The sequence below is a fragment of the Bacillus sp. REN16 genome, assembly GCF_020731355.1.
Lineage (GTDB): Bacteria > Bacillota > Bacilli > Bacillales > Bacillaceae_L > Ferdinandcohnia.
Genome location: NZ_JAJFZK010000005.1, coordinates 102,642 through 116,700, shown reverse-complemented (window position 1 = coordinate 116,700; position 14,059 = coordinate 102,642). Strand labels below are relative to the sequence as shown.

Annotated in this window: 12 protein-coding genes; all 12 read right to left on the bottom strand. The window is 40.2% G+C overall.

Annotation, left to right across the window (positions count from 1 at the left end; translation table 11 throughout):
• Window positions 1-27: 27 nt before the first annotated feature.
• Window positions 28-903 (bottom strand): carbohydrate ABC transporter permease, encoded by an 876-nt coding sequence (locus LKW28_RS07935; protein ID WP_229139822.1) that lies wholly within the window; start codon window positions 901-903, stop codon window positions 28-30.
• 60 nt (window positions 904-963) lie between these two features.
• Window positions 964-2,247 carry an extracellular solute-binding protein gene (locus tag LKW28_RS07930; protein WP_229139821.1) on the bottom strand — a complete coding sequence of 428 codons (1,284 nt, stop codon included), beginning with the start codon at window positions 2,245-2,247 and terminating at the stop codon, window positions 964-966.
• Window positions 2,248-2,530: 283 nt separating this feature from the next.
• Window positions 2,531-3,541: a LacI family DNA-binding transcriptional regulator gene (locus tag LKW28_RS07925; RefSeq protein ID WP_229139820.1), complete on the bottom strand. Its 1,011-nt coding sequence runs from the start codon at window positions 3,539-3,541 to the stop codon at window positions 2,531-2,533.
• Window positions 3,542-3,651: 110 nt separating this feature from the next.
• Complete coding sequence (gene iolE, locus LKW28_RS07920) at window positions 3,652-4,548, bottom strand: myo-inosose-2 dehydratase (protein ID WP_229139819.1); 897 nt, start codon at window positions 4,546-4,548, stop codon at window positions 3,652-3,654.
• Between the two features lie 21 nt (window positions 4,549-4,569).
• Complete coding sequence (iolD, locus tag LKW28_RS07915) at window positions 4,570-6,495, bottom strand: 3D-(3,5/4)-trihydroxycyclohexane-1,2-dione acylhydrolase (decyclizing) (protein ID WP_229139818.1); 1,926 nt, start codon at window positions 6,493-6,495, stop codon at window positions 4,570-4,572.
• Window positions 6,496-6,597: 102 nt separating this feature from the next.
• Window positions 6,598-8,058, bottom strand: a complete 1,461-nt coding sequence (locus LKW28_RS07910; protein WP_229139817.1) for a CoA-acylating methylmalonate-semialdehyde dehydrogenase — start codon at window positions 8,056-8,058, stop codon at window positions 6,598-6,600.
• A 32-nt stretch (window positions 8,059-8,090) separates the two neighbouring features.
• On the bottom strand, window positions 8,091-8,951 hold the full coding sequence (locus LKW28_RS07905; protein WP_229139816.1) for a class II fructose-bisphosphate aldolase: 861 nt from the start codon (window positions 8,949-8,951) through the stop codon (window positions 8,091-8,093).
• A 21-nt stretch (window positions 8,952-8,972) separates the two neighbouring features.
• The gene (gene iolC / locus LKW28_RS07900; RefSeq protein ID WP_229139815.1) at window positions 8,973-9,968 is read right to left on the bottom strand and encodes a 5-dehydro-2-deoxygluconokinase; all 996 of its coding nucleotides are present in this window, start codon (window positions 9,966-9,968) and stop codon (window positions 8,973-8,975) included.
• 35 nt (window positions 9,969-10,003) lie between these two features.
• On the bottom strand, window positions 10,004-10,822 hold the full coding sequence (gene iolB / locus LKW28_RS07895) for a 5-deoxy-glucuronate isomerase (RefSeq protein WP_229139814.1): 819 nt from the start codon (window positions 10,820-10,822) through the stop codon (window positions 10,004-10,006).
• 59 nt (window positions 10,823-10,881) lie between these two features.
• Complete coding sequence (iolG, locus tag LKW28_RS07890) at window positions 10,882-11,907, bottom strand: inositol 2-dehydrogenase (RefSeq protein ID WP_229139813.1); 1,026 nt, start codon at window positions 11,905-11,907, stop codon at window positions 10,882-10,884.
• Window positions 11,908-12,115: 208 nt separating this feature from the next.
• Window positions 12,116-12,928, bottom strand: a complete 813-nt coding sequence (locus tag LKW28_RS07885) for an inositol monophosphatase family protein (protein WP_229139812.1) — start codon at window positions 12,926-12,928, stop codon at window positions 12,116-12,118.
• Window positions 12,929-12,949: 21 nt separating this feature from the next.
• Window positions 12,950-14,059, bottom strand: a complete 1,110-nt coding sequence (locus LKW28_RS07880; protein ID WP_229139811.1) for an ABC transporter ATP-binding protein — start codon at window positions 14,057-14,059, stop codon at window positions 12,950-12,952.

Genomic DNA, 14,059 nt, shown 5'->3' with positions numbered 1-14,059 from the left:
ATTTGTTTTCTCCACTACGTCCACCTCCTATATCATTTTCTTTCCTAATACTTTGTTCACTACGGCAATTAAAATAAGACTAAAGAAGAAAATGAATACAGACACAGCACTACCATATCCATATTGTAATTTCGAGAATGTTTCATTAAACATATAGAGTGCCATAACATCTGTTGAGTGGGCTGGGCCACCATTTGTCATGACATAAATTAAGTCGAATGTCTTCAAGCTACCTGAAATACAGAGGATAATCGCAACTAGAATTGTATCCCAAATCATTGGAACCGTGATTTTCCATGTAGTTGCCCACTCAGAAGCTCCATCCATTTTTGCTGCTTCTAGTACCTCACCAGGTACATTTTGCAAGGCTGCCAGGAAAATAATCATGTAAAGACCAACGAATTGCCAAACTACAACAACTAGGACGGCAATCATTGTCCATTTTGTATCCCCTAACCAGTTCTGGGCAAGAGAATCGAGTCCGATTGCTCGTAATGCTTCATTGATTAATCCATTTCGAGAGTTGTAAATTAAAGTCCATGTTAATGAAATAACGACGGTTGATAATACAACAGGTAAAAAGCCGATCGTTCTGAATAGCTTCGCACCTCTTATTTTTCGGTTAAGTAAAAGGGCAATAAATAAGGCAATCGGGACCTGCCCCAATACAGAGGCTAATACAACATAGATGTTATTTTTTACAGAATTCCAAAAGAGCGGATCTGTGAATAGCTTTTTAAAATTATCTAATCCAATAAATGTCATTTCATTGAATCCGTTCCAATCCATTACTGAATAATAGAAGGACTGAAGAATTGGATAGATGGCAAACACAACATAGAGGATGAAGGCCGGTAAAATTCCTACTACAATTGCGACCTTGCTTGTCTTGGTTAGTTTCATGTTCTCCCCCCTAAATACTCACAGGTTACTTAAAAAATCAAGTAACCTGTGATTGTGGTATTATTTACTTTCGTTTTCTTTTTGCATTTCTTTCGCTAATTGCTCAGGTGTTTTGTCACCTAATGTAATGGATTGTAGACCATTATTGATAATATCCGTTAATTCAGGTGTTAATGTTGCATCATATACTGGTGCAAGTCCACCTTTAACTTGGCTGTTTGCATCCTTGAAGATTTGTGGAATACTGTCATCCATTTCAACTTCAGCTGGAACAATAATATTTGCTTTCACTAGGCCTTTGTAAAGCTCTTCACCATAGTAATATTTTAAGAATGTGAAAGCTGCTTCTTGTTCTTCTTCACTTAACTGGCTGCTAACTGCGATACCGCCACCAGCAACACCAGAGATTGTTGCTGCATCTCCATTTCCGCCTTCAAAAGTAGGGAATGGTGCTACACCAATGTTATCCGCATCTTCAACTGCTTCTAAAATTGGACCAATTGCCCATGAACCCGCAAAGTGCATTGCAGAAGTTCCTTTAATAAATTCATTTCTTGATTGAGCTTCATCAAGCGTATTCATATCTTCATTAAACGCATTCATTTTTGTTAATTCATCGATTACAGATAATGCTTTGATAAACTGTGGATCTTCAAATGAAGCATCTCCGTTTAACGCACTGTTTAAGAAATCACTTCCAGTAAAACGATCTGCAATTGTAGAAATGTATACAGATTGTAACGGCCAGATTGCTTTATTTCCTAAAGCGATTGGAGTTGTACCCTTTTCATCAAGTGCTTTTACTAGTTCTTTAAACTCTGAATATGTTGCTGGGAACTCATCAAAACCAACTTCTTTAAGCATCTCTTTGTTGTAATAGATTAAGCTTGTGATACTTACGTTTGCTGGGATTGCGTAATAATTTCCATCAATCGCATAGTTTTGAAGGATTGAATCTGGAATAACCCCATCCCAATTATCAATGATTGGGTTAAGTGGAAGAATTGCTCCACCTTCAGCTAAAGGCGCTGTACGTGCACCAGGCCATACACGCATTAAATCAGGTAATTGATTTCCTGCTGCTTGTGTTCTTAGTTTTGTTTCATATTGATCATGTGGAATCTCTTCGATTTTCACTTGAACATCTTCGTGCTCTTCGTTAAATTTAGCGATAATGTCCTTAGAAAGTGTATTTTCCGGACGATCCTCTGTCCAGTCAGTCCATAGAGTCAGCTCAATCGCTCCATCCTTTGTGGACCCTTTACTTTCCTCATCTTTACCACCGCATGCTGCTAAACCTAGCACCACTGCGAATGCCATTAGGATAATTCCTAATTTCTTCATATATTATTCCTCCCTTTTTATCTATTAAAGCGTTTTCATATCTTACAATGCCTATTATACCGCTTTCACAATTTTCAACTATCCTACAAAACTATAAAAACATCCAAAATTCTCGGTAAGTGTGGGATGTAAATGGAGGTAGAGACCACTGGAAACTTATTCATTTTTAAATAAAAAAAATCTCCATTCCTAGTTAGTTTCTAGAAATTGAAGACTTTTCCACTTCGCTTTACATTTTTTTAAAATAAAAAACAACCAACTCACCTTAACTGATTGATTCTACTTATTCCACATAGGCTTCAGATACTCCTGATGACCCTCTTACAATTAACTCCGGCATAAAAAGAATTTGTTCTTTCCTCTCTTTATGTTCTTCAATTTCCTCTAAAAGTAAATCTACTATCTTTGCTCCCATCTCCTCTACAGGTTGCGCAATAGAAGTTAAGGATGGGACTGTTGTTCTTGCTAGGATTGTATTGTCAAAGCTTACAATCGAAAGATCTTCAGGAATTCGCAACTGAAGTTCTCTTGCAGCTTGAAAAGCTCCTACTGCTAATAAATCATTAATGGCAAAAATAGCTGTCGGTCTCTCCGGTCGATTTAGTATTTGCGTTGCAATGGTGTATCCATTCTCAACCGATGCATCTGTTCGAACTATGTTTTCTTCATTAACCACTAAACCCTTATCTTGAAACGCATCGCGGTATCCATAAATCCGTAAATTACTACTCCGAACATTCTCACCTATAATTCCAATATTACGGTGTCCTAAAGATAGTAGATGGTTTGTTGCTAAATATCCGCCTTTATAATCATCAATGGAGACCATGCTTACAGCCATCGAAGGATTGTGTTGTGCAATCATTGCGACAGGCAACCTATTAGTAATAAGTTCCCGCAGGATGTCATCACTACGGAATCCGGATGATAAAACAAGTCCATCAACTTGCTTCCGACGTAGTAGTTCAATATACTTAGCTTCCTTTTCAAGATTATAGTCCGTACTGCACATAATAACACTAAGTCCAACTTGATGGGCACGATTTTCGATGTGACGGGCTATTTCAGCAAAAAACGGATTGGAGATATCTGGAATAAGTAGACCAATGGTGTTCGTTCGTTTTCCAGTTAAGGCAGATGCAACAGCACTCGGATGGTAGTTGAGTTCCTCCATCGCATGGACAACCTTTTCTTTTGTTTCTGTGCTAATCTTTCCTCGATTGTTTATCACTTTTGATACAGTTGCAATCGATACATTCGCCTTTTCAGCAACATCATAAATCGTGACCTTCATCCTTTATTTCCTCTCATTACATAATTCAGTTATTATAACACAAACAAGCAGACACCATAGCTACACATTCTGCTTGCTTATGCTTAGTAGAATTGAAATCTCACTAAAAACTAGATTCCAGCTGTCTTTCTAATATACTTTCTTGCTTTCAAAGCATACTCAAGAGGGTTTGCTTTTGCCGGATCCTGCTCCGCTTCGACTAGCATCCATCCCTTGTAGCTTTGTTCAGATAAGAACTGGAAGACAGGTCTAAAGTCAATAGAGCCATCTCCCGGTACGGTAAAAACTCCTTCAGTTACAGCTGTCAGAAAGCTTAGTTTTTCATCCCTGACTTTTTGAGCCACCTCTGCCCTAACGTCCTTTAAGTGAACATGCTTGATTCTTAATATATGACGCTCGAGTACTTGAAGGTGGCTTTCACCTGAGAACACAAGATGCCCTGTATCATAAAGTAAGAAAACTAAGCCTGGGTCTGTTAGTTCCATAAGCTTATCGATTTCTTCTGTTGTTTGTACCCCTGTGCCCATATGATGATGGAAGACAATGTTCATGTCTTTTTCTTGCGCTAACCTGCCTAATTCATGGAGACCATCTGCAAGCTTCTCCCATTCCATTTGGGTAAAGACTGGCTTATTTTTAAATAAAGGTGTTTCAATTTGCCCCTGGATACTACGACCTTGCTCTGATACAACTATAACTTTTGCTCCCATTTCATATAAGAAATCTCGATGCTGAATAAATGCCTCAACCGTTTCCTCAAGTGGCTTTGTTGTTAAAAAGGCACTAAACCATGCACTTGCAATTTCCATTCCACGTAAATTAAGTGCTTTTTTTAACACTTCGGGATCCTTTGGATATTTATTTCCGACCTCGGTTCCTGTAAAACCAGCAAGTGCCATTTCACTTACACATTGCTCAAATGTATTTTCTCCACCAAGCTCTGGTAAATCATCATTCGTCCAACCGATTGGTGCTATTCCAATTTTCACAAATTCCCTTGAGAACAAACTTGTTCGCCCCCCTCACTATTAGTATTTACGCGCTTTACTTAATTGTTGTGCGCGGTCTATTGAAACGGCAGTTATACCCTCATTCTTTGTGACCTCTGCAACCCCTACATTCCACCAAGAATCATAGCCATTTGTCATTGTCTTAGGAAGAACCTTGATGTCCAGTAGCGTTGATACCTTTTGCTTTTTAGAATCCTCGAGTGCCACTCGCAGTTCCTCAATGTTTTTAACTGTATACGTTTTGACCCCATATCCTGCTGCACTTTGTGCATAATCAATAGGGATAATTGGACCAGTTAATCTGTTCGTATCATTACTCCGTTTACGGAATTCTGTTCCAAAGCTACCCATACCGTTCGACATCTGCAGATTGTTGATGCATCCAAAGCCAGCATTGTCTAATAAGACAACATTGATTTTCTTGCCTTCTTGAATACTCGTTACCAATTCAGAATGCAGCATAAGATAACTTCCATCACCGACCATAACATATACTTCCTTATCTGGTTCAGCCATCTTTACCCCGAGCGCACCTGAAATTTCATAGCCCATACATGAGTAACCGTATTCCATATGATACGTGTTCGGCCTACGATTCACCCACATACGCTGCAGGTCGCCAGGGAGGCTACCAGATGCACCCACAACAATTGCATCATCGTCAATTCGTTGATTCACTTCCCCGATAACAGCTGTTTGTGTCAAGGATGATCCAAACACTTCCTCATATTCCGCTAATACATCATCAAGATGACCGTTCACCTCAGGCTTGAATCCCTCAGATCCATAAGTAGTTTGATAGAGACGATTCAGCTCAACAGTCCAATCGCTCCTCGCTTCTTCAATTTCATCCTGATATCCAGACTGATATCCCACCTTTTCAAGCTCTAAGTCTAATACCTGAATTGTCGCCTTTGCATCTGCGACAATCTTGGCTGCATCCATTTTAGATGCATGGAACTCCGAAACATTTATCGTTAAAAAATCTACTTCTTCATTTTGAAATAGCTGCTTAGAAGCGGTTGTAAAATCAGTAAATCTTGTACCAATCCCAATGATGAGATCTGCATTTTTGGCAATTCGGTTGGCTGAAAGATTACCAGTCACACCAAGTCCACCAAGGTTCATTGGATGGTCACTCTCAACTGCACTTTTTCCCGCCTGCGTTTCAGCAAAAGGAATCTTATACTTTGAAGCAAATAACTTTAATTGTTCGCCGGCCTCTGAATAACGAACCCCACCTCCACAAACAATTAAAGGCATTTTTTTACTCGTCAATAACGCAATAGCATCCTGTAATTCTGCCTGTGTTGGTTGCCTTCTTTCAAAACGATGAACACGTTTTTTAAAGAAATACTCAGGATAATCGTAAGCTTCCCCTTGAACGTCCTGCGGCAAGGCGATTGTTACAGCACCCGTATCAGCTGGATTCGTTAACACGCGAACTGCATTCAACATAGCTGTCATCAGCTGCTCTGGACGATTGACACGATCCCAATACTTACTGACAGGACGGAAGGCATCATTGGTTGAAATGGAAGCATCATTGGTTTGTTCGACCTGCTGCAGCACAGGATCAGGTTGGCGTGACGCAAATGTATCACCAGGCAATAAAAGAACTGGAATGTTATTGGCCGTCGCCGTTGCTGCTGCCGTTAACATATTGGCAGCACCTGGACCTACTGAAGAGGTGCAAGCCATTACTTGCTTTCGGTGCTTTTGTTTCGCAAATGCTACCGCGGCATGTGCCATCCCTTGCTCATTTCTTCCTTGATAGACTTCTAGATCACCACTATCTTCTTCAAGCGCTTGACCCATACCTAGCACATTTCCATGTCCAAAAATCGTAAAGATCCCTTTAAAAAGTCTTTGTTCTTCACCGTCCACTTCGATATACTGCTGATTCAAAAATTTCACAAGTGCTTGAGCTGTCGTTAGCTTCATATAAACACACCTACCTTATAATCGTTAAAGTTGAGAAAAATGTTGCTTAAAATATCTACTGTTTTAAAAAACCGGATAGACCTTCTATCCGGTTTTAGCAATTTACACCCAGCGAGCAGTTACCATCTTTTTACGAGTATAAAATTCTACACCGTCTTTTCCATTCGCATGTAAATCTCCGTAGAAGGAATCCTTCCACCCTGAGAATGGGAAGAATGCCATTGGAGCTGGCACTCCGATATTGACACCAAGCATACCTGCATCAATTGTTTCGCGGAATTGACGTACACTTCCGCCATCTTTTGTAAAGATACAAGCTCCATTCGCAAAGCGAGATTGGTTTGCTAGATTTACCGCTTCTACAAGGTTTTTAACACGTGCAATAGATAAAACAGGCGCAAAGATTTCATCCTGCCAAATTTTCATTTCCTCTGTTACTTCATCAAAAATAGTTGGACCTACAAAGTAGCCCTTTGCTTGTAGTGCTTCATCCTGGCGACCGTCACGTACAAGCTTTGCCCCTTCATTGATACCCTCAGCAATATATTGTAGTGTACGTTGTTTGTGTTGCTCTCGGATGACTGGACCTAAGAACACATTGTCTTCTAATCCATTACCGATTTGAATTTCATTTGATTTTTGAACTAAAAGCTCGATTAACTCATCTGCAACGTCTTCCTCTACCGCTACAACCGCACAAGCCATACAACGCTCACCAGCAGAACCGAAAGCAGCACTAATGATTTGTTGTGCAGCATTTTCTAGGTTAGCGTCTTTTAACACGATAGAATGGTTCTTTGCACCAGCTAGTGCTTGCACCCTTTTCAGATTATCGGTGCCTTTTTTATACACATATTCAGCAACTGGTTGTGAACCAACGAATGAGATAGCCTTTACTGTTTTATTTTCAAGTAAGCCATTCACTACATCATGCGCTCCATGTACCAGGTTAAGAACGCCCTTTGGTAAACCTGCTTCCTCAAATAATTCCACTAAACGGTTTGCTAACAAAGGTGTACGTTCAGATGGCTTTAGTACGAAGGTGTTGCCAGTCGCAATCGCAATCGGGTACATCCAGCATGGAACCATCATCGGGAAATTAAAAGGTGTAATCCCGCCAACAACACCGATTGGGTAGCGATACATGCCAGACTCAAGATCCGTGGCAATGTCAGGCAATTGGCTTCCCATCATTAACGTTGGTGCACCTGCAGCGAACTCCACACATTCAATTCCGCGCTGAACTTCACCATACGCTTCTGCAAAGTTCTTACCATTTTCGACGGTGATAAGCTTCGCTAATTCTTCCCAATTCTCTACTAATAGCTGTTGATATTTAAAGAGAATACGAGCTCTTTTTGGTACTGCCACTTGACTCCAAGAATCAAATGCTTCTTTTGCAACTTGAACTGCATGATCAAGTTCTTCACTCGTTGAAAGTGGTACATACGCGATGACTTCCCCAGTGGCAGGATTATAGACTTCTTGTGTATTAGAGGTAGTTGATTCTACCCATTCTCCACCAATATAGTTTTTGACAGTTGTTACAACAGTTTGTGTCATGTCGTTGCCTCCTTATTATTGCTTCAATTGGTCTACTTTATTTGCACGGGTTGTTTTGAATATGTTTCTAGGCTAAGTAATTTCATTTTGTGTTTAGCTTCTTCTTTTACCGCTTCCATTGGGCGCTTAAACCAATCAATTCGGTCAAAGGATGCAGGATTTGCATTCACTTCTTGTCTTAGTGTCGTACCAAACGCCATTCTTATCGCCGTGCCTATATTCACTTTTCCAATATTGGTAGACGCCATTTTTTTTAAATCCTCATCTGGAATACCCGTTGAACCATGCATGACGAGCGGCACACTTACCAACTGTTCAATTTCATGTAATCTATCAAATTGAACATGTGCTGTTTGTTCTTCCATTCGATGTAATGTACCCACTGCAACAGCTAATGCATCAATCTCTGTTTCTTCTGCAAATTGCTTTGCCTCAAGCGGATCTGTCAATGCCCCTGTTCCTAGCGACGGATCACTATAGCCGACCGAACCAATTTCTGCTTCTACTGGAATACCAAAGGCTCTTGCCATGCGAACAATCTCTTTTGTAGTTCTCACATTTTCCTTGAATGGTAAATGTGAGCCATCATACATCACAGAGCTATAGCCACTCGCAATCGCCTTTGCTACTGTTTCATAATCCTTACCGTGGTCAAGATGAACGACTACAGGAACCGTTGCCTGTTCAGCAAGTCCTACGAGAAGCTTCCCGATTATATGAATCGGGATGTGCTGAATAGCTACCTTATTTGTTGCTAAAATGACTGGCGCTCCCATTTCTTCAGCCGCTTCAATTACTGCTTGTGCATCCTCATATCCAAATACATTAAATGCTGGAATTGCATATTTATTTTCAATAGTCCCTTGTAGGACATCAGTTAATTTTGCTAGCATTCGGAATTCTCACCTTCCTTATCAAACACGGACAGCCGTCATTAAAAAAGTTTCGATATCTTCAACCGTCGGCATTGCTTCTGAACAACTATGTCGTGATATAACAATCGAAGCTGAGGCACTGCCAAATTCCATAGCTTTTTCTACATCCCAGCCTTGAAGTAAGCCATAGATAAATGCCGATGCATAAGAATCACCTGCTCCAAACGTTTTGAGTACATTTGATTTAAAAATTCCGCTTGTATACTTACTTCCATCCTTAAGATAAGCAATTGATCCATTTTGCCCATGTTTGATAACCACAATTTTTGCTTGGTAGCTAAACCATTTCCCCACAGTTTTATCGTCATTAGACTGATGTTCCTTCACAAACTGCTCCATCATATCAAACTCTTCACGGGTACCAATGATGATATCGCATTTCTCAGCAGCCAGGTTATAGTAAACGGCTGTTTCCTGCGGAGAATTCCACGTATAAGGGCGATAATCCAAATCAAAAATAACAACGACTTCATGTTTTCTGGCGTACTCTAGTGCAAGGAAAACAGCTTCTCTTGATGGGCTTGCTGCTAGGGCAGTTCCCGAGATAAGTAAAGCCTTTGCTTGCTTTATATAGTCTTCCGATACATTGCTTGTATCTAGCTTTAGATCAGCTACATTGTCACGGTACATGAGAATACTACATTCTTCCGGACTAAGAATCTCTGTAAACGCAAGCCCAGTCACTGCGCCCGTATGATCGTCAACCACATTTGACGTATCAATACTGTTTTCGTTCAGGTAGTTTTTTATATATCGGCCCATCTGATCGTTAGAAACTTTCCCAATAAATCCACTTTGAAGCCCTAAACGTGCAGCACCAATTGCAATATTTGCCGGTGAACCGCCTACATATTTCGTAAATGTTCTCGTTTCCTCCATAGGACGGTGGATTTCGTTTGCGTTTAAATCCACGCAAAGTCTACCAATCGCTATCAAATCAAGCGGTCGATCTATCGGGAATGGAATTCTGTTCATATTTACCCCTCCTACTTTTTAGTAAAATCTTTCTATCACTTTGTTTGCATGACATTTTTAAATAACCATTCATGATCTGGGTCATTATAAAACTTCCAGGTACGTACCGGTCCAGCCATGACATTTAAATAATATGAGCTATATCCTGGTACCGATGAAACCGGGTGATACCCTTCCGGAACTAATACGACATTACGGTGCTCAACCGCCATTGTTTCATCAAGGCTTCTGTCATCGTTGTACACCCTTTGGAATACAAACCCTTGCTGTGGATTGATTTCATGATAGTAGGTTTCCTCAAGGTATGACTCATGCGGCAAATTATCTTTGTCGTGTTTATGCGGTGGATAGCTTGATGTATTTCCTTCTGGAGTATACACCTCTACAACTAGTAAACTATCGGCTGGCTCGGACTCTGGCAAAATATTGTGTACTGTTCTAGACATATGACCATAGCCTCGTGCCTCAACACCTACATCTTCAGGGGGAATAAGGCGCGCTTCATGTGACCCTTTTCCTGGAGCCGCGCATATAGCTACCTCCACATCTGAAATAGCATGAACTTCAAATGCATCCTCATTCGGAACATAGACAGAGTATGCTGGGGTTCCTTCAAACACACTCATTCTCTTGCCAATATTTTTATACTCCGTTTTGCTTGTTTTTACATCTGCACGACCGCTTAAAAGAACAATACATACCTCTTTTTCTTCAGTTTGCTTTTCTATCGTTTCACCTTGTTTTAAGGAATAAACTTCAAAGCCAACATATTTCCAGCCCGCTGATTCGGGAGTAACCTCTATGATCTTTCCCTCTTCGTTACGGTCCCTTGGTATTACGATTAAATGGGACATATTATTCCTCCTTTTAGTTAAGCGCTTAACCTAATAGGTTTTTGTTTCACCTTTACCTCTTACTTAACTGCATTGAACTCTATTTCGTTTAGTGAAACAGGACGTTTTTCTTTAACAGAAAGCTTTGCAGCATATGCTAATAATTCTGCCTGCAATCCGTCATTTCCATTACAAAGCACAGGTTTTTTTTCCACGATTGAGTCGATGAATGCATTCAGCTCTGCTACATAAGCATCTTGGTATCTTTCGAGGAAGAAATATTTCGGCTTATCGACTGTTACTGCTTCGCCAGAACTAATTTCAACATTCGTAGGTCTTTCATTTGCAACAGTAACTACACCTTTATCACCAAACACTTCAATTCGTTGGTCATAGCCATATGCCGCTTTACGGCTGTTATCAATGACACCTAATGATCCATCCTCAAATGTAACTGTGATAATCGCTGTATCAACATCATCATGTCTTCCGAACATTGGATCTACTAGATTTGCAGCATTCACATAAATTTCTTTCACGTTTTGTCCGGACAGATAACGAATCATATCAAAATCATGGATGGTCATATCAATGAACATCCCACCTGAGCGCTGCACATAAGCTTCCGGTGGTGCTTCAGGATCACGGGATGTAATTTTAATGATATGTGGTTGCCCAATGGTGCCCTTACGCACTTCTTCGAAGGCTTTTCGGAAATGCTTATCAAATCTACGGTTAAACCCAACCTGGAGATAGACTCCTGCTTCCTGAACAGCCTCAATCGCACGGTGCGTTTCTTGGAAATCAAAGCTAATTGGTTTTTCACAGAAAATATGCTTACCCGCTTTTGCCGCTTCTACAATAATGTCAACATGCGTATCTGTACTTGAACAAATAAATACTGCATCAATTTCAGAGTCTGCGAGAATTTCACGGTAATCATTTGTTAGATAATCAACAGCTGCTTCAAGCCTTGTACCTATCAGATGATCTAAATACACATCGGAAACCGCTTTCAATTTTACCGACTCCGATTGCAAGATATTCCCTGCATGTATCTGACCAATACGGCCAGCACCGATAATACCAACTTTAACTTTTCCCATCACATAACCACCTTTTTTATGTATCTCACCCACTCATTGAGGTAAGCGCTTAACCAACCTATATATTTATTATAGATATGTCCATATGATCCTTGCAAGACCTATTTTGTTTATTTTTGGAAAGTTTTTTTCTAATGGGATTGGGTATTAGTGTTTCTTTCCACCCAAAAACCCTTGAAGCAATAAGTTTCAAGGGTTTTATTTACAATTACACTCTTACCTTCCTTAAACGGTTTAACATTTCCTGATGCACACCTCCATTGCTGCACAGATAATGCTTAAATGACAAGTCAAATGGGCTTCCGTCTAATTGTGATACAATTCCGCCTGCTTCTTCTACTAATAGCGTTCCCGCTGCGATATCCCATACATTTAGTCCTGGTTCCCAGAAGGCATGCAATCTACCTGCAGCGACATAGGCACAATGCAGGGCAGCTGAGCCAAATACTCGGATATTTCTACAATGAAGACCGAGCTCTTGGATACCTTTAAGTACTTCACTTCGGTTATGTTTAAGCTCCGACGGGAAGCCTGTTGATAGGACACATTCTGCTAGCTCTGTTCCTGACGCCACTTTAATACATACACCATTCAAAAATGCACCCTTTCCCTTTTCAGCCCAGAACATTTCATCATTGCTTGGATTGTAGATAATCCCCACCCGTATTTCTCCGTAACAGATTAAGGCAATTGAAATAGTGTAGTTGGGGAGCTGATGTACATAATTTGTTGTGCCATCAATTGGATCAACGACCCAGACGTATGGATCTGTATTCATTTTTTCAATGAATGTTTCTTTATTTTCATGCGATTGGTAGATACTTTCTTCGCCGTGTACTTGATGGTCGGGAAACACCTCAAGAATTTTTTCACGAATAAGATTTTCTGCCAATTGATCCATTTCTGTGACAAGGTCGACCGCTGAACCTTTTTCTTCTATAAAAAATTTAGTGCCGATTCGCTTCTTTAGCATCTCGCCTACTTCTCTAGCAGCTTTTATACCAATTTCAACAAATTCCATCGAAGATACTCTCCTTTACAGTTAGCGTTTCTCTAAAAGACTTACACATTCTTTTTTGAGATCTAAAGTTATTTCTTCACCATTTCTTTTCATTCCATTTTTGATATGTTCATAATCTGTAAAGGTGATGAGTTGCTCTCCTTGAAATTCAATGTCGTATTCCACACTGTTTCCAAAGTAGGTTGCTCTTCGGACGATACCTTTAAATGATCCTTGTTCGTCAATTTTCCAAAATTCCGGTCTGACCACACAATCTACTACATTGCCTTCGTTGACAATAAACTGAGGGTCGCGATTGATAGTAATTGCATTGTCCAGTAGTTTAATTGCCACTGTTGTAGCTTCCACATTAACGACAGTTGCAGGAAGGAAATTTGCTTTTCCCATAAAATCCGCTACGAAATGATTTTTAGGTTTGATATAGATGTTGTGAGGGCTATCCGCTTGCTGGATTTCCCCCTTGTTCATAATGACAACCTTATCCGAAATTGCCATTGCTTCTGTTTGGTCATGAGTTACATAAAGACTAGTAATTCCTAATCGTTGTTGAAGCTTACGGAGTTCATCTCTCATATATTCACGTAACTTCGCATCTAGGTTTGACAGCGGCTCATCGAAAAGCAATACTTTTGGCTCGGTTACAATGGCACGTGCTAACGCTACACGTTGCTGTTGCCCACCCGATAATTGTGAGGGTAGCCGATCCTTGAAGTCTTCGAGATGCATTAATGCAACAACACGATTCGAGCGCTCTACAATTTCTTCTTTTTTTAATTTTTTTATCTTTAAACCGTAAGCAATATTTTCATAGACTGTTAGATGTGGAAATAATGCATAGCTTTGAAACACCATCCCCACATCACGTTTGTTTGGTGGAACCATCGAAACATTTTTGTCACCGATGATTATATCTCCAGAGGTCGGAAAATCAAATCCCGCTAGCATCCGAAGTGTTGTCGTTTTTCCACAACCAGAAGGACCTAGTAATGTGACTAACTCTCCAGCATTAATTTTTAAATCTAGATTTTTCACGGCTACAAAATCTTCTCCGCCACTTTCTGACGGAAATCTTTTAACTAATTGAGAAAGCTCTACCGGTGCAGAATTCACTTTAACTGGCACTTCTATCAT